General features: G+C 64.7%; 20 protein-coding genes. 11 read left to right on the forward strand and 9 right to left on the reverse strand.

Translation table 11 applies throughout. From position 1 onward, the window contains the following. Nucleotides 1–6: 6 nt before the first annotated feature. The gene (locus CDO35_RS19045) at nt 7–750 is read right to left on the reverse strand and encodes a substrate-binding periplasmic protein (protein ID WP_099526220.1); all 744 of its coding nucleotides are present in this window, start codon (nt 748–750) and stop codon (nt 7–9) included. Further along, a complete protein-coding gene (locus CDO35_RS19050) occupies nt 750–1,595 on the reverse strand; it encodes an SDR family oxidoreductase (RefSeq protein ID WP_099526221.1) in 846 nt (281 codons plus the stop codon). Before CDO35_RS19050 ends, CDO35_RS19045 begins: the two co-directional genes overlap by 1 nt. A gap of 222 nt (nt 1,596–1,817) precedes the next feature. On the opposite strand from CDO35_RS19050, the gene CDO35_RS19055 reads away from it, so the two are divergent. Continuing rightward, entirely contained in the window at nt 1,818–2,909 is a 1,092-nt protein-coding gene (locus CDO35_RS19055) for an endonuclease/exonuclease/phosphatase family protein (RefSeq protein WP_099526222.1), read from the forward strand. Nucleotides 2,910–3,005: 96 nt separating this feature from the next. Continuing rightward, the gene (locus tag CDO35_RS19060) at nt 3,006–3,740 is read left to right on the forward strand and encodes a substrate-binding periplasmic protein (protein WP_099526223.1); all 735 of its coding nucleotides are present in this window, start codon (nt 3,006–3,008) and stop codon (nt 3,738–3,740) included. A 4-nt stretch (nt 3,741–3,744) separates the two neighbouring features. Here the strand turns inward: CDO35_RS19060 and CDO35_RS19065 are convergent, their stop codons facing one another. Beyond that, nucleotides 3,745–4,551: a TlpA disulfide reductase family protein gene (locus CDO35_RS19065; protein ID WP_099526224.1), complete on the reverse strand. Its 807-nt coding sequence runs from the start codon at nt 4,549–4,551 to the stop codon at nt 3,745–3,747. 7 nt (nt 4,552–4,558) lie between these two features. Continuing rightward, nucleotides 4,559–7,093: an ATP-dependent helicase HrpB gene (hrpB, locus tag CDO35_RS19070; RefSeq protein ID WP_099526225.1), complete on the reverse strand. Its 2,535-nt coding sequence runs from the start codon at nt 7,091–7,093 to the stop codon at nt 4,559–4,561. A gap of 148 nt (nt 7,094–7,241) precedes the next feature. Between hrpB and CDO35_RS19075 the strand changes: the two genes are divergently transcribed. From CDO35_RS19075 to CDO35_RS19095, 5 genes are all read left to right on the forward strand, one after another. Continuing rightward, nucleotides 7,242–7,661: a polyribonucleotide nucleotidyltransferase gene (locus tag CDO35_RS19075; protein WP_099526226.1), complete on the forward strand. Its 420-nt coding sequence runs from the start codon at nt 7,242–7,244 to the stop codon at nt 7,659–7,661. Nucleotides 7,662–7,665: 4 nt separating this feature from the next. Beyond that, on the forward strand, nt 7,666–8,547 hold the full coding sequence (locus CDO35_RS19080; protein WP_099526227.1) for a cation diffusion facilitator family transporter: 882 nt from the start codon (nt 7,666–7,668) through the stop codon (nt 8,545–8,547). 365 nt (nt 8,548–8,912) lie between these two features. Beyond that, on the forward strand, nt 8,913–9,392 hold the full coding sequence (locus CDO35_RS19085; RefSeq protein ID WP_004424680.1) for an Lrp/AsnC family transcriptional regulator: 480 nt from the start codon (nt 8,913–8,915) through the stop codon (nt 9,390–9,392). An 89-nt stretch (nt 9,393–9,481) separates the two neighbouring features. Continuing rightward, complete coding sequence (locus CDO35_RS19090) at nt 9,482–9,700, forward strand: DUF2788 domain-containing protein (RefSeq protein ID WP_099526228.1); 219 nt, start codon at nt 9,482–9,484, stop codon at nt 9,698–9,700. Between the two features lie 76 nt (nt 9,701–9,776). Then, nucleotides 9,777–10,169 (forward strand): globin, encoded by a 393-nt coding sequence (locus CDO35_RS19095; protein WP_099526229.1) that lies wholly within the window; start codon nt 9,777–9,779, stop codon nt 10,167–10,169. A gap of 208 nt (nt 10,170–10,377) precedes the next feature. Here the strand turns inward: CDO35_RS19095 and CDO35_RS19100 are convergent, their stop codons facing one another. Next, the gene (locus tag CDO35_RS19100; RefSeq protein WP_099526257.1) at nt 10,378–10,947 is read right to left on the reverse strand and encodes a pseudouridine synthase; all 570 of its coding nucleotides are present in this window, start codon (nt 10,945–10,947) and stop codon (nt 10,378–10,380) included. A gap of 173 nt (nt 10,948–11,120) precedes the next feature. On the opposite strand from CDO35_RS19100, the gene ahr reads away from it, so the two are divergent. Together ahr and CDO35_RS19110 are read left to right on the forward strand one after the other, a co-directional pair. Continuing rightward, nucleotides 11,121–12,152 (forward strand): NADPH-dependent aldehyde reductase Ahr, encoded by a 1,032-nt coding sequence (gene ahr / locus CDO35_RS19105; RefSeq protein ID WP_099526230.1) that lies wholly within the window; start codon nt 11,121–11,123, stop codon nt 12,150–12,152. Nucleotides 12,153–12,211: 59 nt separating this feature from the next. Next, a complete protein-coding gene (locus CDO35_RS19110; protein WP_099526231.1) occupies nt 12,212–12,652 on the forward strand; it encodes an acetyltransferase in 441 nt (146 codons plus the stop codon). Here the strand turns inward: CDO35_RS19110 and CDO35_RS19115 are convergent. Beyond that, nucleotides 12,645–13,988, reverse strand: coding sequence for an aminotransferase-like domain-containing protein (locus CDO35_RS19115; protein ID WP_099526232.1), 1,344 nt, complete (start codon nt 13,986–13,988; stop codon nt 12,645–12,647). The genes CDO35_RS19110 and CDO35_RS19115 overlap by 8 nt on opposite strands. Nucleotides 13,989–14,068: 80 nt before the next feature. On the opposite strand from CDO35_RS19115, the gene CDO35_RS19120 reads away from it, so the two are divergent. Beyond that, nucleotides 14,069–15,040, forward strand: a complete 972-nt coding sequence (locus tag CDO35_RS19120; RefSeq protein WP_099526233.1) for a threonine dehydratase — start codon at nt 14,069–14,071, stop codon at nt 15,038–15,040. Nucleotide 15,041: 1 nt separating this feature from the next. On the opposite strand, the gene CDO35_RS19125 is transcribed toward CDO35_RS19120, so the two are convergent. Then, complete coding sequence (locus CDO35_RS19125; RefSeq protein ID WP_099526234.1) at nt 15,042–15,851, reverse strand: hypothetical protein; 810 nt, start codon at nt 15,849–15,851, stop codon at nt 15,042–15,044. A 103-nt stretch (nt 15,852–15,954) separates the two neighbouring features. Further along, nucleotides 15,955–17,487 (reverse strand): AMP nucleosidase, encoded by a 1,533-nt coding sequence (gene amn, locus CDO35_RS19130; protein ID WP_208019974.1) that lies wholly within the window; start codon nt 17,485–17,487, stop codon nt 15,955–15,957. 67 nt (nt 17,488–17,554) lie between these two features. On the opposite strand from amn, the gene CDO35_RS19135 reads away from it, so the two are divergent. Further along, nucleotides 17,555–18,280 carry a hypothetical protein gene (locus tag CDO35_RS19135; RefSeq protein WP_099526236.1) on the forward strand — a complete coding sequence of 242 codons (726 nt, stop codon included), beginning with the start codon at nt 17,555–17,557 and terminating at the stop codon, nt 18,278–18,280. A 9-nt stretch (nt 18,281–18,289) separates the two neighbouring features. Here CDO35_RS19135 and CDO35_RS19140 read toward each other — a convergent pair whose 3' ends face one another. Next, nucleotides 18,290–18,970, reverse strand: a complete 681-nt coding sequence (locus tag CDO35_RS19140) for an energy-coupling factor ABC transporter permease (RefSeq protein WP_099526237.1) — start codon at nt 18,968–18,970, stop codon at nt 18,290–18,292. Nucleotides 18,971–18,991 lie beyond the last annotated feature (21 nt).

Below are 18,991 nucleotides of genomic sequence, written 5' to 3' on the forward strand. Positions count from 1 at the left end.
AAGCGCCTACTGGTTCGCCACCACTGGCTGGTAGCGCAGCGCGGCGTTGGCGAGCCATCCTTCATGCAGCAGAGTATCGAGCGCAGCAGCCAGCTCTGGCATGCGCGCCAGGCGTTTGCGCGAGAAACCGATATAGAGTTCGCTGCGCGCGTCGGGTTGGTAGGCAGCCTTGGCGATGCGTCCGGCCAGCTTGGGATCGAGCAGGGAATAGTCGACCTGGCAGTCGGTGCCGACCAGGGCATCGATGCGACCACGCGTGAGCATTTCCAGCAGCTGCTGCTCATTGCTGACGCCGACCTTGTCCAGCGCCTCGTCGCTGTCGAACGGTTGGAAATACACCGACTCCAGCACATAGCCGATCCGCAGCCCGCGTAGCGATGCATAGTCGTTCAATTGCGCAGCCAGCGCCGGGCTCGCGTAGAAGCGCGGCGAGCAGGCGTAGTAAGGCGCATCCAGATAGCGAATGTAACGCTCGCGCTCAGGCGTCTTGGCCAGGCCGGTCATCATGTCCGCGGTGCCCTGCTCCAACGCCGCCAGCCCACGCGCCCAAGGGGCGCGCTGCACGTCGAAACGCATGCCGGTGCGGCGTGACAGCTCGTTGAGCAGATCGATGTCCAGCCCCTGCAGCTGGCCATCTTCCCTGAGCATGCGAAACGGCGGCCACAGATCGGTCATGACGCGCAGCGGCGGCGCCTCATCGGCCCGGCACAGCGGCGCCAGCAGCAGCAGGATCAATAGCCAGGCACGCATCAGATGCGCCCCTGGTTGCGCGGCTTCAGGCCGGACAGGCGTGGCAGCAGCACACGCTCGAACAGCCTGGGGAAGAAACGCGCCAGCACCCGCGCGCGCCAATCGACGTTCGACAGCACCAACAGGCGACGACGCTTGAGTGCGCCCTGGTAGATGGCGTCCGCCACATCCTGCGGCGAGGCGACCTTGCCCATCGCCAGCGGTGCCTGGGCCGCCACCGAGCCGTCGCCGACCAGGGCATTCTTGCGCAGGTCGGTGGCGGTGAAGCCCGGGCACACCAGCATCACGTTCACCCCCGAGCCCTTGAGTTCGTAGCGCAGGGTTTCGAACAAGCCGTGCAGTGCGTGCTTGCTGGCGTTGTAGGCGCTGCGATAGAGCAACGGCGCGATACCGGACAAGGAACTGAGCACGATGATCTGCCCACGCCGGGCGATCAGGCTGGGCAATGCCGCCTGCGTGCAATGCAGGGCACCGAAATAGTTGACCGCCATGACCCGCTGGAAGACCTCCAGGCTGGTCTCGGCGAACGTGCTGCGGTGGGTGATGCCGGCGTTGTTGACCAACACGTCGATCCCACCGAAACGCTCGATTGCCAGCGCCACGGCGCGCTGCACGGCCCCAGCATCGGCGACGTCACAGAGCAGACCGAGCGCTTCGGCGTTGTGATGATCGGCCAGGTGCTGCACCAGGCTGTCCAGCGCCGCCTGATTGAGGTCGAGAATCACCAGGCGCGCGCCCGCCTGTGCCAGGCGCATGGCCAACGCCCGGCCAATGCCAGCGCAGCCACCGGTGATCAGCACCACCTTGCGGTCGAATACCTTGTTGGCAAATACCTTGCGATACATGCACGGTTCCCCAAAGCCCAGTGTTGGCGACGCTGCCAGTAAGCATCCAGCATGACGGCCGACGGCGCGGCCTGTCGAACCTTTCGGCATGGTACTGCAGCCCCTGGCCGCTGTCCCTGACGGGCGAAACGGAGCGGGAACCGCTTAGCACTGCGCCTGCCTGGGCCGATCCGACGCACTCGGGTATCCTCGCCTCCTTCCAGCATAGTCGCCCGTTTCATCATGTCTCTGCATCGTCCGCTTCGCCTGCTCCTGCTCATCGCGCTGCCCTCGCTCGCAGTGCTGCTCGCGTTGGTCTACGCCCTGACCTGGCGCCCGCACCCCCATGAAGAGGCAGCCGTGTCGTGTAGCGGCCAGGTCGCACAACTGCAACCTGGCCAAGCACTCAAGGTGATGACCTGGAACGTGCAATACCTGGCCGGCAAACGCTACGTGTTCTGGTACGACCTGCCCGGCGGCGATGGCCCGGACGAACGCCCGAGCAGCGAAGACCTGGCCCTGACGCTGGATGAAGTGGTGCGCATCCTGCGCGACGAAAAGCCGGACGTGGTGCTGCTGCAGGAGCTACATGACAACGCCAGGGCCAGCGACTACCAGGATCAGTTGGCTCTGCTGCAGGCGCGCCTGGGCGATCTCTACCCCTGCAGTACTCAGGCGTTCTACTGGAAGGCCGGCTTCGTCCCGCACCCGCACATCCTCGGCAGCGTCGGCATGAAACTCGGCACCCTCAGCCGCTTCCAGATCGCCCGCGCCGAACGCCTGCAACTGCCCATGCTGGAAAGCGACCTGCTGAGCCGCCAATTTCAACTCAAGCGCGCGCTGCTGGTCAGCTACCTACCGATTCGCGGTGGCGACGAACTGGTGGCGATCAACACCCATTTCGATGCCTTTGCACAGGGCGCGGACACCATGCAGCGCCAGGTAGAGATGACCGATGGCCTGCTTCAGCAGTTGCAGAGAGCCGGCAAGACCTGGGTGCTGGGTGGCGATCTCAACCTGCTGCCGCCCGGCCAGTTCCAGCATCTGCCAGAGAACCAGCGCAGTTGGTACGCCGCCGACAGCGAACTGCAGGACCTGGCCCGCCGCTACCCGATGATTCCCAGCCTGCAACAGGCCAGTGGCGGGGATCAGGCCAGGTGGTACACCCACTACCCCAACGACCCCGCGGCCAGCGGCCCGGATCGTACCCTCGACTACCTGTTCTATAGCCCCCGCCTGACGCCGCTCGCCAGCCGGGTTCGTCAGCGCGATACCCTGACCGTTTCCGATCATTTGCCGGTGATCGGTCGTTTTTTCCTGCCGAGTCAGGAATAAACCGCGCAGAACTGGACAAGCCCACCGGGACTTGTCCATGCTCGTTGAGCACCACTCGATAACAACGAAAAGACGGCGAAGAGCCGCGATACTCGGATGCCAAGACCCTTCTGCCTGTTCTTCATCGCCCTGCTATGGCTGCATGCCGCCCATGCGGCTGAGGCCAGACAACGTGTGCACGTCGGTTACTACGAGTTTCCGCCCTATTCCTATACCGACGCGCAAGGCCAGCCCAGCGGTTCGGGCCTGGAGCTGGCCGCACGCCTGCTCGACGAGGCGGGATACCAGGCGGACTTTCGCTCCTACCCCGGCGCCCGCCTCTACGGCGGTCTGCTCGACGGCAGTATCCATATCTGGGCCGGCGCCTCAGGCAAACCGGAGCTGGCCGGGCACACCCTCGAAGGCCGGCACCTGCTGGGCGAGATCACTCTCAACCTGTACTTTCGCCACGGCACACCCGCCCCACGCATCCCGGAAGACCTGCAGGATCGCGGGGTGATTCTGATCACCGGCTACAGCTACTGGCAGGACGTCAATCAGTGGCTGGAAGATCCGGCGCGCAACATCACCCGTCACCGCACGTCCAACCACACTTCAGCTCTGGAAATGCTCCAGCGCCGACGCGGCGACTACCTGCTGGATTACCAGGCCCCCGTCGAACAGGCCAAACGCACACTGGGCATGGGCGACCTGCCCTTCGTCGAGGTGCAACGCCTGCCGCTACGGCTGATCTACTCCCGCCATGCGCCTGATGCCGAGCGCCTGCGCGAGGACCTGGATCGGGTGTATCAGCAATTGCAGGATGCCGGCGAAGATCTGTGGCTGTATTGACGCGTCAATCGCCACGCAATTGGGCCAGCGCCCGCTCCAGACTGGCGTGCGACAGCTCGCCCAGATGACTGCCGACCTGCCGCCCTTCGGCATCGTAGAAAAGTGTGGTGGGTAACGCTCGCGAGCCCACCAACTGGCCCAGTTGCACTTGCTCGTCGAGTAGCAGGTTGTCCAGACTCAGTTGCTGCGCCAGGAGGAAATCTTTCACCAACGCAGCGCTCTCCCCCTGATTGACGAACAGGATGGTAATCCCGGCTTCGCGCTGCTGCGCCTGCATCAGCACCGGCATCTCACGCCGGCATGGTGGGCACCAGGTGGCCCAGAGATTGACCACCAACGGTTGGCCCGCGTAGTCGCGCAGATTCACAGGATTACCCTGCATATCTCGCACCTGCAGATCGGGCAACCGCGTGCCCTGCTCCAGCGCCTGCAGCACCAGGCTGCCGCACAGCCATAGTGCCAGGCCGACGCTCATCGCCACCCCCAACGGCCGCCGCAGTTGTGCGTGACGCCAGAGATACCAGGCGCCCAGCATCAGCCCGGCGAGCACACCCGGCCAGGCGATGAAGCCGCCATCACGAATATCCACCACCCGCCACAGCTCATCGCGGTAGAACTCGGCGTACATCAGCACGAAGGCCAGCCGCGCCACCAGCAGCCCTAGCATCAGCATGCGAAACAGCTGACTTTCCGGGTTGCAGCCGTGGCGACGACCGATCAACCAGCCAACTAGTGTGGCCAGCAGCAGACTGCCCAACAGCAGCACATGGGATACACCAAGGGCCAAAGGCCCGATGTTCAGGGTCAGCATCGGCTTCTCATTTTCTCGGTTTGGCCCGCGCAGTGGGTTCGGCAATCAAGGGATCGTCCGGCCAGTAGTGCTTCGGATACCGACCTTTCAAATCCTTCTTCACCTCGAGATAGGTATTGGCCCAGAAGCTGGCGAGGTCCTGGGTCACCTGCACTGGACGGCGTGCTGGCGAAAGCAAATGCAGCTTGAGGCCCAAGCGACCACCGGCGATGCGCGGCGTGGCAGCCAAGCCGAACAGCTCCTGCAGGCGCACGGCGAGCACCGGCGGATTTTCCGTGTAGTCGATGGCGATGCGCGAGCCTGACGGCACGCTCAGCGCACGCGGTGCCAACTCGTCGAGGCGTTGCGGCAACGGCCAGGGCAACAGCGTCTGCAGGATCGAAGGCAGATCGAGGTTGGTAAAATGGCTGAGGCGATTGACCTTGCCCAGATATGGCGTCAACCACTGATCGAGGCTGGCCAGCAGCGCGGCATCCGACAAGTCCGGCCATTCGCTCTGCCCCTGTTGCTGCATGTCCAGTTCACGCAACAGCGCCACGCGCGCCTGCCATTGGCGCAACTCGGGCGTCCAGGGCAACAGCTCCAGTCCCTTGCGCCGCACCAGCCCGACCAGGGCGCGGCAACGTGCCTGCTCGTCCAGCCTGGCCAATGCCTGACGCTCAAGCACCAGTTCGCCAACCTTACGCTGGCGCTCGGCGCGCAGTACGCCCTCGCGCTCATCCCAGTCGAGCACTTCCAGCGTCGCGACCTGCTCGGCCAGTTCGCTGGCAAACAGCGCCGGGTCGAGATCGGCAGCCAGGTAGATGCGTTCTTCGCGCTGGCCCTGGCGACTGCCCAAGTCAGCGACCACCAGCCACTCGTGCTTCATCAGGGCATCGGCTTCAGCGAACTGCGCGGCGCGACCGTTGGCCAGGCGGTAGTCGGCGCCACCGGCACGGCGCTGCTGGGCGATGCGATCCGGGTAGGCGAAAGCCAGCAGGCAGCCGAGCCAGCGTGGATGCTCGGGGTCGCTCACCGCCTGAGTCACCGGACGATTCTTGATCAGCCCGTGAAACTGTTTCGCCAGTTGCCGCGCACGCTGCACACCACCTTGGGCACTGCGCGCGGTGCGGCTTTCACCAGATAACAGGGTTAAGCGGCTGTGCAGATCAGCGCCACCGCCGCGCAGGATATCGCGCTCGGACAACAACGCCGCCAGGTCGCAAGCCAGTGCACCGAGGCCCAGAGCCCGACCGCGCAGCAGCAGATGGGCAATGCGCGGATGGCTGGGCAGCTCGGCCATGGCCTGGCCATGGGCGTTCAGCGCGCCGCGCTCATCCAGCGCACCGAGGCGGCCGAGCAGATCCAGCGCCTGGGCGTAGGCGGCGGGCGGTGGCACGTCGAGCCAGCTCAGTTCCTGCGGCGTCACGCCCCAACGCAGCAATTGCAGGGCCAGACCGGACAGATCGGCCTGAAGGATTTCCGCACTGGAATAGGCGCTGAGCTGCTCGTGCTGCGCCTGTGACCACAATCGATAGCAAGCGCCCGGCTGCAGGCGGCCAGCACGACCGGCACGCTGGGTGGCCGAAGCGCGGGAAATGCGCTGGGTATCAAGGCGCGTCATGCCGCTGGCCGGATCGAAGCGCGGCACCCGCGCCAGGCCGGCGTCGACCACCACGCGCACGCCATCGATGGTCAGGCTGGTCTCGGCGATGTTTGTCGCCAACACCACCTTGCGCTTGCCTGCCGGGGCTGGCTCGATAGCGGCGCGCTGGGCGGACAGCTCCAGCTCGCCATGCAGCGGGCAGAGCAGGATATCGTCGCGACCATCCAGCGCCTCGCCCAGTTGCTCGGCCACGCGGCGAATCTCGGCCTGGCCCGGCAGGAACACCAGCAGGCTGCCCGGCTCGTCGGCCAATGCCTGCTGCACCGTCTGCAGCACACGCGGCTCGATCCACTCGCCCGGCTGAAACGGCGCGCCCCAGCGGATATCCACCGGGAACATGCGGCCCTCACTGCGCAGCACCGGCGCATCGCCCAGCAACGCCGACAGGCGCTCGCCTTCGAGGGTGGCGGACATCAGCAGCACCTTGAGCGGCGCCCCGCCACTGTCCGCCGCGCGGAACATGGCGCGGCCGTTGAGCGTCAGCGCCAAGGCCAGGTCGGCATCGAGGCTTCTTTCATGAAACTCATCGAAGATCACCAGACCGACACCATCCAGTGCCGGATCATCCTGCAGGCGGCGAGCAAGAATGCCTTCGGTGACCACCTCGATGCGGGTGTTCGGCCCCACTTTGCTGTCCAGGCGGATGCGGTAGCCGACCGTCTCGCCAACCCGCTCGCCCAACTCGCTGGCCAGGCGCTCAGCCGCAGCGCGCGCCGCCAACCGGCGTGGCTCGAGCATGAGGATGGTTTGCCCGGCCAGCCAGGGCGCGTCGAGCAGCGCCAGCGGCACGCGGGTGGTCTTGCCGGCGCCGGGCGGCGCCTCCAGCACCACTTCGTGGCGGGCACTCAGCGCATCGCGCAAATCAGGCAGCAGCGAATCGATCGGCAGGGTGTTCATCATTTCTCCACAGCAGGCCGGCGATTATAAAGCAGCCGCGATGCGGCGAACCGTCAGCGCCGCCGCCGGTCTTATCGACAACCGCTTCAACCCGCGGCTTTGCAATGGCGAACTGCTATAGTTGCGCCACTTTTTCCAGGAGGTGCTCATGCGCACGAAATCCCGCGTCATCGCTGGCGTTGTCGCCGCTACCCTGCTCACTCAACTGACCGCCTGTGGATCGATCTTCTACCCGGATCGTCGTGGCCAGATCGAAGGCAAGATCGACCCAGCGATTGCCGTAGCAAACGCCGTCGGTCTGCTGTTCTATGTAATTCCCGGCCTGATCGCCTTCGCCGTGGACTTCGCCACCGGCGCCATCTACCTGCCCGAAGGCCAGACCGTTCAAGTCGACCCGCAACAGCTGCAGAAGCTGATCGGCGAAGACGGCAAGGTCGACCAGTACGCGCTAAAGACCCTGATCGAAACCAGCACCGGCCACCAGCTGCCACTCGATGATCCGCGCCTGATCCAGCACAGCGGCAGCGCCGAGCAACTGGCTGCCTACGGCCTGCGCCCGGCTGCCTGAGCCCATGCACAACCCGCAGCATGCCAGGCTGATGCGCCTGGCCACCCGCGCAGCGCTGACCGTAGCGCTGACGCTGGTGCTGGCCAAGGCGATTGCCTGGTGGCTGAGCGGTTCGGTCAGCCTGCTGGCCGGCCTCACCGATTCGCTGCTCGATAGCGCCGCCTCGCTGATCAACCTGATCGCCGTGCACTTCGCCCTGCGCCCGGCCGACGAGGATCACCGCTACGGCCACGGCAAGGCCGAAGCCCTGGCCGGGCTGGGTCAGGCACTGTTCATCGGCGTCAGCGCTGTGCTCATCGGCCTGCAGGGCATCGAACGCCTGCAATCTCCACAACCGCTGGAGGCCGAAGGCGTTGGCATCGCCGTCATGCTGCTGTCGCTGGGATTGACCGTCGCCCTGCTGACCTTTCAACGCAAGGTGGTGCGCGAGACCGGTTCTACCGCGATTCACGCCGACTCGCTGCACTACCGCTCCGACATCCTGCTCAACAGCAGCATTCTCCTCGCCCTGTTGTTGACCCGCTTCGGCTGGCTGCAGATGGATGCGATCTTCGCCATCGGTATCGCCTTCTACATCTTCTGGAGCGCCATCAGCATCGTACGCGGCGCGGTGGCCGTGCTGATGGACGAGGAGTTGCCCAGCGAAACCTCTCAGCACATGTACGCGCTGGCCAATGCCGTACCTGGCGTACTGGGCTCGCATGACCTGCGCACACGCATTTCCGGCACGCGCTGGTTCGTCCAGTTGCACCTGGAGTTGCCGGGCGAGATGAGCCTGTCCGACGCGCATGCGCACTGCGAGGCCGTGGAAAAGGCGATCCACGCGCATTACCCACGCGCCGAAGTGCTGGTGCACGCCGATCCGCAGGAAGTGGTCCAGCACTGACCGCATGCTCCTGCCCCGCCTTTCGGCACGCCTTAGACAACGGAAATTTCAGGCAATAAAAAAGGGGCCTTGCGGCCCCCTCGGGAAATCTGTCCGGTGCTGGCGATGTTGTCGCCGCTTTCCTCGCCCGCCTGGTTGGGCAGTGCGGACCCGGGTGCCGGTGCGGTCCGGTAGGACCGTCGGCGCCGGCTCACCTGGTTGGGCGAGGCCGGTAGGACTTGTCGTCCGGGCCGTGAAACTGAGAGAAAGCTTACGCCCGCCGCGCCGAAATAAGATTGCTAATATTGCTTACAAATTTACCAATTGCGCAATTTACAACTAAAGGAGCACTATCTGGCGCAATCAAATAATGAGCCAGATGAAAAATGGACAAACTCGACCGTTACGACCTGAATATTCTCGCCGAATTGCAGCGCAACGCTGCCCTGTCCAACCAGGAACTCGCCGAACGTATCGGCCTCTCACCATCGCCCTGCTCGCGCCGGGTCAAGCAGCTGGAAGACGACGGCTACATCACCGGCCAGGTCGCCCTGCTCGACCGCAAGAAGCTCGGCCTGAGCCTGACCGCCTACGTGCTGATCGGCATGGACCGGCACACACCGGAGCGCTTCGAACACTTTCAGGATGAAATCCGCAAATGCCCGGAAGTACTGGAATGCTGTCTGGTCACGGGTATGGACGCTGACTACCAGCTCAAGGTGGTGGTGCCGGACATGGATCATTATCAGAAGCTGCTGCTCGGCACCCTGACCCGTATCGACGGAGTATCCAGCGTGCGTTCGAGCTTCGTGCTGCAGCAGATCCTGTCCAGCACGCAGTTGCCGTTGCAGCACCTGCGCGACTGAAAGTCGCAGGGTGAAGCGGATCATGCCGCGCCCTGGCTCAGGCGCGTATAATTTTCGCCCTGCGTTTTCCGTCCGAATCACGAGGCACCATGGAAACCGAACAATTTGAAGCCCTGATGATGTACGTCCTGGTGGGCGGCCTGATGCTGTTCATGTTCTTCATCATCTGGGACCTAGCGAAGAAATCCAAGGCCGGCCGCCTCGGCACCGCCATCCTGTTCCTCGGCCTGGGCCTATGCCTGTTCGCCTTCCTCGCCAAGCCGATCATTACCTACATCATCGAGGCCGCGCGCGGCATTCACGGCTGACCCAGCCTGCCAGCGCGACACCTCAGATCGATACCAGGCCGCCTACGCGGCCTGCCGCCCAATCAAGGAGTGACACATGAGCGCCGCCAATCTGGTGATGCAGAGCTATGGACGCTGCTGCGCCAGCCCGGATTTCTTCGATAGTTTCTACCGCCACTTCCTCGCCAGCTCACCGCTGATTCGCGAGAAGTTCGTCGACACCGACATGAGCGCGCAGAAACAGCTGCTGCGCCAGGGCATTCTCAACCTGGTGATGCACGCCCGCGGCATGCCCGACACCAAGCTGCGCGCCCTCGGCGAATCGCATTCGCGCCAGCATCTGGACATTCGCCCGGAACTCTACGACCTGTGGCTCGACGCACTGCTGGCGACCATCAGCGAACACGACAAGGAGTGCGACGCAGACGTGCGCCAGGCCTGGCGTGAAGTGCTGAACAAAGGTATCGCCGTGATCAAGGCGGGTTATTGATTCAGGTCAGGGTCGCCAGGGTCGCAGCTGCGACAAATCGACCGCAGCCCTGAGCACGGGTGCGCGCAGCCCAGGCGGCCCCACGACACACTAGGTTCTGAAACAGTCGTCATTCCCGCGAAGGCGGGAACCTAGAAACTGGGCCCCCGTCTGCGCGGGAGTGACGGTAAATGGATTTTCAGTGCTTCATCAGGCAATCCGCGCGCCTCTACGGCAACTGCGCGGGCACCTCACGCCACTGCCCAGGCTGCAACCCGTCCAACCGCCACGGCCCGATGGCCACACGCACCAGGCGCAGAGTCGGCAAGCCGACTGCGGCGGTCATGCGTCTTACCTGGCGATTGCGCCCCTCGCGAATCACCAACTCCAGCCAGGCCGTCGGCACGCTTTTTCGAAAGCGCACCGGCGGGTTGCGTTCCCATAGCTCGGGCTCGTCCAGGCGCCGCGCCTCGGCCGGCAGGGTCGGGCCGTCATTGAGCGTCACGCCATCGCGGAGCTGCTGCAACTGTTCATCGCTCGGCTCGCCCTCCACCTGCACCCAGTAGGTCTTCGGAAGCTTGTGCTTGGGGTCGGCGATACGCGCCTGCAGGCGACCGTCGTTGGTCAGCAACAGCAGGCCCTCGCTGTCGCGATCCAAGCGACCGGCCGGATACACGCCGGGCACATCGACGAAATCCTTGAGCGTGGCGCGGCCTTGGTCGTCATTGAACTGAGTGAGCACATCGAACGGCTTGTTCAGGATCAACAGGCGCGGCTGTGCAGGTGGCGCCTTGGCCACACGGCGTGGGGCGGCAGAACGGCGATTGGCGGGAGGACGAGGGCGCGACATGCAACGGGCTTCGATGAAACTGGGCTGCGCAGTGTAACTCACGATAAGCGGCGCTGATGGTGCTTCCACGGTCTGTCAGAGCAGCTAAGCTGCTGATTCACCCCTGCGATCAGGAGCCACCGATGAGCAACAACGCCGAACTTGCCACCTTCACCGGCTGGGCCGCCACCACGCCCAAGGCGCCATTGGAACGCCTGAGCTACGACCCCGGTCCACTCGGCGCCGAAGAGGTGGAAGTGGCGGTGGAATATTGCGGCATCTGCCACTCCGACCAGTCGATGATCGATAACGAATGGGGCAATGCGCGCTACCCCTTCATTCCCGGCCATGAAGTGGTCGGCACCATCGTCCGCCTCGGCGAGCAGGCACGCGGTCTCAAGCTGGGTCAAAGAGTCGGTATCGGCTGGTACAAGGGCAGTTGCATGCATTGCGGCTCGTGCATGGAAGGCTCACACCAGCTGTGCCGCTCGGTGAAGCCAACCATCGTCGGCAGCCACGGCGGTTTCGCCGACCGCCTGCGCTCGCACTGGGCCTGGGCCGTGCCGCTGCCCGACGGTCTCGACCCGGCACTGGTCGGCCCGCTGTTCTGCGCCGGTTCCACCGTGTTCAGCCCGCTGCTGGAGTTCGATATCAAACCGACAGATCGCGTCGGCGTGGTCGGCATCGGCGGCCTCGGCCACCTGGCGCTGCGCTTTCTCAACGCCTGGGGCTGTGAGGTGACGGCCTTTACCTCGTCATTGAACAAGCAGGATGAAGCCAAACGCCTGGGTGCACACAAGGTAGTGGCTTCTACCGATAGCGCGGCGATGAAGGCGATTGCCGGCACCCTGGATTTCCTTCTGGTCACCGCCAGCGCAGACCTCGACTGGGCCGCCCTGCTTGGCACCCTGCGCGGTAAGGGCCGCCTGCACTTTGTCGGCATCGTGCCCAGCGCCATCCCGGTGCACGTGTTCAACCTGATCCCGCAGCAAAAGAGCCTGTCCGGCTCACCAGTGGGCTCGCCGAAAACCATGGCGACCATGCTCGAATTCTGCGCGCGGCATCAAATTCTGCCGCAGGTCGAGCAATTCCCCATGAGTCAGGTGAACGCGGCCATCGACCATCTGCGCAGCGGCAAGGCGCGCTACCGCGTGGTACTAGACGCAAGCAAATGACAGCACGGGCGCAGAGCTGGCATGCTCTGCGCCCTGTTTGATCCAAGATGCCTGCCGTTATGCCGCTGATTCTCGCCCCACCCACCGATGCCGAACTGCCTACCCTGGTGGAAATCTGGGAGGCGGCCGTGCGCGCCACTCACCACTTCCTGCCGGAAGCTGATCTGCAGGTGATCAAACCCTTGCTGCGCGAGCAGTATTTCCCGGCCGTGCAATTGACCTGCGCGCGCGATGAGTCGGGGCGAATACTGGGTTTTCTCGGCACCAGCGAAGGCATGGTGGAAATGCTCTTCGTCGACCCCGCCAGCCACGGCCAGGGCGTCGGCAAGCAACTGATGCACCACGCCATCGACGCGCTGGGCGCCACCCGGGTCGACGTCAACGAGCAAAACCCCCAGGCCGTCGGTTTCTACCAGCACCTGGGGTTCGTCGTGACCGATCGCTCGCGCCTGGACGGTGGGGGTCGACCTTTCCCGATCCTGCATATGAAGCTCAACTGACAGGCCAGGCCGCCACGATTCCTTCCAGCGCCTGCTTGAGCTCGACCCGGCTGGCTGCCGCGGCGAGGCTGATGCGCACGGCATTTCCCGGATTGGCCTCGACCGCGAACACCTCGGCCGGCACCACTTCGACGCCATGCTGCCGGCACGCCTCGGCCAGACCAGCCGGCGTTGCAGCATCCAGCCACAGATGTGGTGCGACCGCCCTGCCCTGCGGCATACGCGGCCCGAGCACGCGCGCGGCCAGGCGCCAACGCTGCTGCAATTCATCGATCTGCCAGGCCAGACGCTGTTCGGCGATGCCGCTTTCGATCCATTCACAGCCCAGCGCCAGGCTCAGCGGTGTCACCGCCCAGCGCGTGGCCTGGGCTTCGGGGTCGATACGTTCGAGCAGCTCGGGGGCACCGGCGATAAAGCCCAGGCGCAAGCCGGGCGCGACGCTCTTGGACAGGCTGCTGATCAGCAGGCAGCGCTCAGGCAGCCGCACCGCCAGCGGTGCCTCGCTGCCGAGCACGCCATAGACATCGTCCTCGATGATCCACAAGCCACGGCGTCGCGCCACCTCGGCGATGGCCACGCGGCGCTCGGCGTCCAGGCTGGCGCCAGTGGGGTTCTGCAAACAGGGCGTGAACACCGCCACGCGCGCCCCGGTGGCACGAGCCAGGCGATCGAGGTCATCAGGCAGGATGCCGTGCTCGTCCATCGCCACGCCGTGCAGCGGCAGGCGCAATTGACGCGCGGCGGCCTTGATCCCCGGCGCGGTGTAGCGTTCCACCAGGATCGGCTCACCCGCTTCGCACAGCGCCAGCAGCGCAGCCGACACGCCCTGCTGGGCGCCGGCACAGAGCAGCAAACCACCCGGTGCCAACTCCAGGCCGCGTCGACGCAGCCAGGTCACGCCGGCTAGGTGCGCACGCTCGACCAAGGCTGCAGATGGGTAAGCCTGCAACGCGTCCAGCTCGCCACGTGCAGCCAGTGCGGCGAGGCTGGTGGAAAGATCGTGGTTGTCCGGGTCATGCACCGGCACGTTGGTCGACAGGTCGATCAAATCGCCCTGCGCGGTCGGTTGTTTGAGGCGGAACAGGCTCGCTTCGCGGCTGCCGGCCAACACGTAGGTGCCACGCCCGACCTCGCCAGAGACCAGGTGCCGACGCGCTGCCTCACGGTAGGCGAGCATCACCGTGCTCGGGTTGATGCCCAGCGTCCAGGCCAGGCGCCGCTGCGGCGGCAAACGCTCGCCGGGCTTGAGTTCGCCACGACCAATGGCCGCAGCGATGGCCTCGACCAATGCCAGGTACGTCGGTAGGGAGCTGTCTTGAAGATCAGGAAGCCACATTGCTTGCCATGCAATATAAAGATTTACCCACACAATGCGCCGCACTAGCATCCGGGTCAACACCACTCGGAGTGCCTGTCATGTTCGACCTCGCCCAACTTCGCCAGAGCGCTGAACTGGTTCACCGCCATATGGCGGCCACGCCGCAACTGGCCTGGCCGCTGCTGGCGCAGCGCACGGGCTGCGAGGTCTGGGTCAAGCACGAGAACCATGCCCCGACCGCGGCCTTCAAGGTGCGCGGCGGGCTGGTCTATATCGACGCCCTACTGCGTCGCGAACCGCAGGTGCGCGGGTTGGTCACCGCCACCCGTGGCAACCACGGCCAGAGCCTGGCACTGGCGGCGCGCGCCGCAGGCCTGGCGATTCGCATCCTGGTGCCGCATGGCAACGCCCGCGAGAAAAACGCGGCGATGCGCGCCCTCGGCGCCGAGGTGATCGAGCATGGCCGCGACTTCGACGAAGCCCGTGCCGAAGCCGCGCGCATCGCCGAACGCGATGGCCTGCACTGGGTGCCGTCACTGCATGAGGATCTGGTGCGCGGTGTGGCCACCTACGCCCTGGAGCTGCTGGAGGCGGTGCCGAATCTGCGCCGGGTGTACGTGCCCATCGGCATGGGCTCGGGCATCTGCGGGATGATCCGCACCCGCGACCTGCTTGGTCTCGAGACCGAGATCGTCGGCGTGGTCGCCAGCGGCGCCGACGCCTATGCGCAGAGTTTCGAGCAGGGCCGCCTGGTGCAGACCGAACGCGCCGACACCCTGGCCGACGGCATGGCCTGCCGCCAGCCGCAGCAATTGGCGCTGGACATGATTCGCGCCGGCGCCGCACGCATCGTGCGGGTTGACGACGAGGAGATTCGCGCCGCCATCCGCACCTATCACGAGGACACCCACAACCTCGCCGAGGGCGCCGGCGCCGCGGCGTTGGCTGCGCTGATGCAGGAGCGTGAGCTCAATGCCGGCCAGCGCGTGGCCGTGGTGCTCAGCGGCGCCAACATCGACCGCGCAGCACTGGCCGAGCTGTTGCGTGACGAGGCCCCGGTCGCTGCCTGACTCAGGCCAGCGGCAGAGGCTCGGCAGGCAAACGTCCGGGCGTCTGCCGTAACCAGCGAGAAACGCCCCACTCCCCAGCGATCAGTGCCAGCAAAAGAGCAAGCTGAATCAGCAAGGCGATATAGAGCGGCTTGAACACATGGCTGATCTGCCGCTTGAGCAGACCGAGCAGGAACTCGGCCTGGAACAGTTGTTCGATACGCGCATCCAGTACCTGATTGAGTACCTTCTCGTTAAGGCCGCTGTAGCGGGCGGTTTTCTCGACCGCCATCTCGCCAATCGCCTTGCCCAGCAGGCTGGCTCGCAGCCGGTCGAGCAGGTCGAAGGCGATGCGCTCGGTGGTCGATGCCTCGGCGCGCTCGGCAGCTTCTTGCAGCCGCTCGCTGCGAACGTAGTCCAACGCCAACTGATTGAGCAGCGTCTGCACGCTGACATCGCGCACCGCCAATAACCCTTGCGCCTCCTGTGCCTCGAAATAGGCCTGGAAGTCACTCCAGATGTCGTCGGCCAGTTCCTGCACCAAGGGCGCGTAGCTATCGAGATGGCGATTGATCTGCTGCTGGCTGCCGTACAACAGCCCACCCTGGAAACCAAGGAAACCTCCGGCCAACGGCAACAGCAAAAAGTAGAGTTTGAGCAGCCAGTGGTGCCAGCGGTTGTTACGTGCCAGCCAGCCCAATCGCAGCAGCTTGAGCGCCAGCAACAGACCGGCAACCGCACCAAGCATCAGGGCCAGGCCGGTGTAGAGGAAAAGACTGAAAAAGCTGAAGGGTTCCCACAGCGCCGTGAGCAGCAGACGTGCCTGTTCCATACGTATCGACTCGTTCATCCATGACGGAGGCGAGTCTAAACCAGAACGCCGCAGAGTGACGCCAGGGCGTGGCCGGACTGTGCGTCAGGCCACGCCCTGCTTATCAGCGGAACGGCGGCTCGTCGAAACTGCGCAACTTGCGCGAGTGCAGCGAATTGAGCTGGCTACGCATCAGCTCCAGCGCCGCGATACCGATGTGCAGATGCTGAGTCACCGCGCGCTCGTAGAAGGCGCCGGCCGCGCCGGGCAGCTTGATCTCGCTGTGCAACGGCTTGTCCGACACGCACAGCAGCGTGCCGTAGGGCACCCGCAGACGATAGCCCTGAGCGGCGATGGTGCCGCTTTCCATATCCACCGCCACGGCGCGCGACAGGTTGATCAGCGGCCGCTCCTGGGCCCAGCGCAGCTCCCAGTTGCGGTCGTCGTAGGTCAGCACGGTGCCGGTGCGCAGGCGCTTTTTCAGCTCGTCGCCCTCTTCACCAGTCACCAGCTTGGCCGCCTCCTGCAGCGCCTGTTGCACTTCAGCCAGCGCCGGCAGCGGGATATGCGGCGGCAGCACGCGGTCGAGAATGCCGTCGCGGCGCATATAGGCGTGGGCCAGCACGTAGTCGCCGATGGTCTGCGATTGGCGCAGGCCGCCGCAGTGACCGATCATCAACCAGCAATGCGGGCGCAGCACGGCGAGGTGGTCGGTGATGTTCTTGGCGTTGGATGGGCCGACACCGATGTTGACCAGGGTGATGCCGTGGCCATCCTCGGCCTGCAGGTGGTAGGCCGGCATCTGGTAGCGGTGCCAGACCACGTTTTCGATGATCGCCTGCATCTCGCCTTCGGCCATGCCACGCTCGATCACCACGTTGCCCGGCAGCACCATACGGGTGAAGCGCGAGTCGCCCACCAGCATGTCCAGGCCGTGGCGGATGAACTGATCGACGTAACGGTGATAGTTGGTCAGCAGGATCCACGGTTGCACATGGCGCCAGTCACTGCCGGTGTAGTGCTGGATGCGCTTGAGCGAGAAGTCGGTGCGCGCCGCATCGAACAGCGCCAGGGGCAGCGGGTCGATGTTCTCCCAGTCGTACAGGCCGTCGGCAGTGCCGTCGGTGGCGGCGGACAGATCGGTACTGGGAAATACCCGCGCCAGCTCGGCGGCGGTCACGCCACTGCCGGCCAGTTCATCACCGCCCTCGACCACGTACGGATAGGGAATGTTCTGCTGGCTGCGGCCGACTTCCACACGCAGGGTGAAGTCGTTCATCAACGGGCGCAGCTGTTCCAGCAGGTATTTGCGAAAGGCCGCCGGCTGGGTCACGGTGATGGCGTAGGTGCCTGGCACCTGCACCTTGGCGTAGGCACGCACGGTGGTCGGCACCTCGCCCTGGCACAGGTAGGTCAGGCGCAATTCGGGGTAGCGGAACAGGCAGTGCTCGCTGGCATCGGGGCGGATGCGCTCCTTGAGGTAACGCTTGAGCGCCTGGCTCAACGCACCAGTGGCTTCCTGGTGCAGGGCGGCGAGGCGGTCGACTGCTTCTTCGGGGGTATGGGCAATGATGAAATCATCTGAGCAGGCTTTCACTGTGCATCTTCCTGACTGAACGTACGCGCCTATCTTGCCTGCATACGGTGACGAAAACATAGCGCGACAGACCTCACATCGCGCTGCCAACGACTAGGCTTGGAACAATTGCCCAGAGGTCATCTTCATGCGTCGTGCAATCGTTGTGCTGTTGGTCGTGGCCTCATGCTCAAGTACTCAAGCCGGTGAACTCGATGGCCACTACCGGGCCACGCTCGACGGCCAGTCGAGCGAGCTGATCCTGCGTCAGAACGACACCGTGGTGGAAGGCGAGTACGTGGAAAACCAGCATCTGCGTCTGATCGTCAAAGGCCGTTACGACGGCAAGCTGCTACGTGCCGAGATCAGCGACCCACAGACCGGCCTGCTGCTGGCCAACATGAACGCCACCTATGCCAACGCCATGCTCAACACCAGCATTGCGGCGCGCAATCCCCGCAGCGGCGAGGTGCTGGAACGCCAGGCATTGTTCCAGCGCGAAGCTGCAGCAGCGGCGACGCCTTCCGCCGCAGGCACTCAGGATTCGGCACTGGTCGGCACCTGGGTGCATGAGAAGATCATCAACAGCGGCGGTGCCAACTTCGCTTCGTTCAACACCCTGATGACCCTTCAACTGAATGCCGACGGTAGCGTCACCCAGTGGAGTCGCTCGGTCGGCGGCGGCAGCGACTGGAGCTACGACAGCCCCGGCGAGATGCAGTACAGCGGCCAATGGCGCAGCCAAGGCGGCATGCTGATGGTGCGCCTGGCAGGCGCCGCCGATTATCAACCCGCCGCCTACTACCGCTTCAGCGACCAGTACCTGGTCACCGAGAGCAATACCGGCAAGATGATCTGGCAGCGCCGCCGCTAAGCGACTGGGTCAGGCCGTCTGGTGCAAACGCACGTTGAACAGCGGACCCTGGCTGAAGCGCGACAGCGCCTTGGCACCAGCCAGCACACCCAGGTCGATCAGCGGTTCGACCAAGATCACGCTCATATAGGCCAGACCGAAACTGCCCACGGCCGCCAGGTTCTCGCTGGAGAAGCCGTGACCGTAGAAGGCCCAGAACGCAACCCAGGCGACGATGCCGCCCTGATAGGCAGTCGACAGCGCCAGCGCCTGCTTGTAGGAAAGATCGACGTAGGCGGTGCCGGGCGCAACGATGCGCTTGGCCAGCAAGCTGATGCCCCACAGCGGGATCAGCAGCGTGGTGACATTCATGCCGTACTGCGGCAGGTCGAACTGAGCGAACAGCAGGCCCTGTAACAGCAGGCCCGCGGCCAGACCGATGGCCGTGGCACCGGCACCGAACAGCAACAACAGGGTCGAACCGAGGATCAGATGCACCTCGGAAACACCCACCGGGTGATGCGGGAATACTTCGAAGAAGCAGAACACCAGGGCGGTGGTCAGCAGGCTGCGCAGCGCCAGGGCGGCGGCACCGCCGTTGCTGCGGACGCTGTCCAGGGCGAGTTTGGCGGTCAGGCCGAAAGCGGTGACGGCCGTTGCGTAGCTGAGCAGGATCTTGGCGCCTTCGACGACACCGGGTTCGATATGCATGCGAGTTCCTTTGCCGCGCCC

It is taken from the genome of Pseudomonas sediminis, assembly GCF_002741105.1.
Classification (GTDB): Bacteria; Pseudomonadota; Gammaproteobacteria; order Pseudomonadales; family Pseudomonadaceae; genus Aquipseudomonas; species Aquipseudomonas sediminis.

Excerpts from the sequence above, each read along its gene's own strand:
- CDO35_RS19045 (WP_099526220.1), bottom strand. The coding sequence starts at position 750 with ATGCGTGCCTGGCTATTGATCCTGCTGCTGCTGGCGCCGCTGTGCCGG.
- CDO35_RS19050 (WP_099526221.1), bottom strand. The coding sequence starts at position 1,595 with ATGTATCGCAAGGTATTTGCCAACAAGGTATTCGACCGCAAGGTGGTG.
- CDO35_RS19055 (WP_099526222.1), top strand. The coding sequence starts at position 1,818 with ATGTCTCTGCATCGTCCGCTTCGCCTGCTCCTGCTCATCGCGCTGCCC.
- CDO35_RS19060 (WP_099526223.1), top strand. The coding sequence starts at position 3,006 with ATGCCAAGACCCTTCTGCCTGTTCTTCATCGCCCTGCTATGGCTGCAT.
- CDO35_RS19065 (WP_099526224.1), bottom strand. The coding sequence starts at position 4,551 with ATGCTGACCCTGAACATCGGGCCTTTGGCCCTTGGTGTATCCCATGTG.
- hrpB (WP_099526225.1), bottom strand. The coding sequence starts at position 7,093 with ATGAACACCCTGCCGATCGATTCGCTGCTGCCTGATTTGCGCGATGCG.
- CDO35_RS19075 (WP_099526226.1), top strand. The coding sequence starts at position 7,242 with ATGCGCACGAAATCCCGCGTCATCGCTGGCGTTGTCGCCGCTACCCTG.
- CDO35_RS19080 (WP_099526227.1), top strand. The coding sequence starts at position 7,666 with ATGCACAACCCGCAGCATGCCAGGCTGATGCGCCTGGCCACCCGCGCA.
- CDO35_RS19085 (WP_004424680.1), top strand. The coding sequence starts at position 8,913 with ATGGACAAACTCGACCGTTACGACCTGAATATTCTCGCCGAATTGCAG.
- CDO35_RS19090 (WP_099526228.1), top strand. The coding sequence starts at position 9,482 with ATGGAAACCGAACAATTTGAAGCCCTGATGATGTACGTCCTGGTGGGC.
- CDO35_RS19095 (WP_099526229.1), top strand. The coding sequence starts at position 9,777 with ATGAGCGCCGCCAATCTGGTGATGCAGAGCTATGGACGCTGCTGCGCC.
- ahr (WP_099526230.1), top strand. The coding sequence starts at position 11,121 with ATGAGCAACAACGCCGAACTTGCCACCTTCACCGGCTGGGCCGCCACC.
- CDO35_RS19110 (WP_099526231.1), top strand. The coding sequence starts at position 12,212 with ATGCCGCTGATTCTCGCCCCACCCACCGATGCCGAACTGCCTACCCTG.
- CDO35_RS19115 (WP_099526232.1), bottom strand. The coding sequence starts at position 13,988 with ATGTGGCTTCCTGATCTTCAAGACAGCTCCCTACCGACGTACCTGGCA.
- CDO35_RS19120 (WP_099526233.1), top strand. The coding sequence starts at position 14,069 with ATGTTCGACCTCGCCCAACTTCGCCAGAGCGCTGAACTGGTTCACCGC.
- CDO35_RS19125 (WP_099526234.1), bottom strand. The coding sequence starts at position 15,851 with ATGGAACAGGCACGTCTGCTGCTCACGGCGCTGTGGGAACCCTTCAGC.
- amn (WP_208019974.1), bottom strand. The coding sequence starts at position 17,487 with ATGTTTTCGTCACCGTATGCAGGCAAGATAGGCGCGTACGTTCAGTCA.
- CDO35_RS19135 (WP_099526236.1), top strand. The coding sequence starts at position 17,555 with ATGCGTCGTGCAATCGTTGTGCTGTTGGTCGTGGCCTCATGCTCAAGT.
- CDO35_RS19140 (WP_099526237.1), bottom strand. The coding sequence starts at position 18,970 with ATGCATATCGAACCCGGTGTCGTCGAAGGCGCCAAGATCCTGCTCAGC.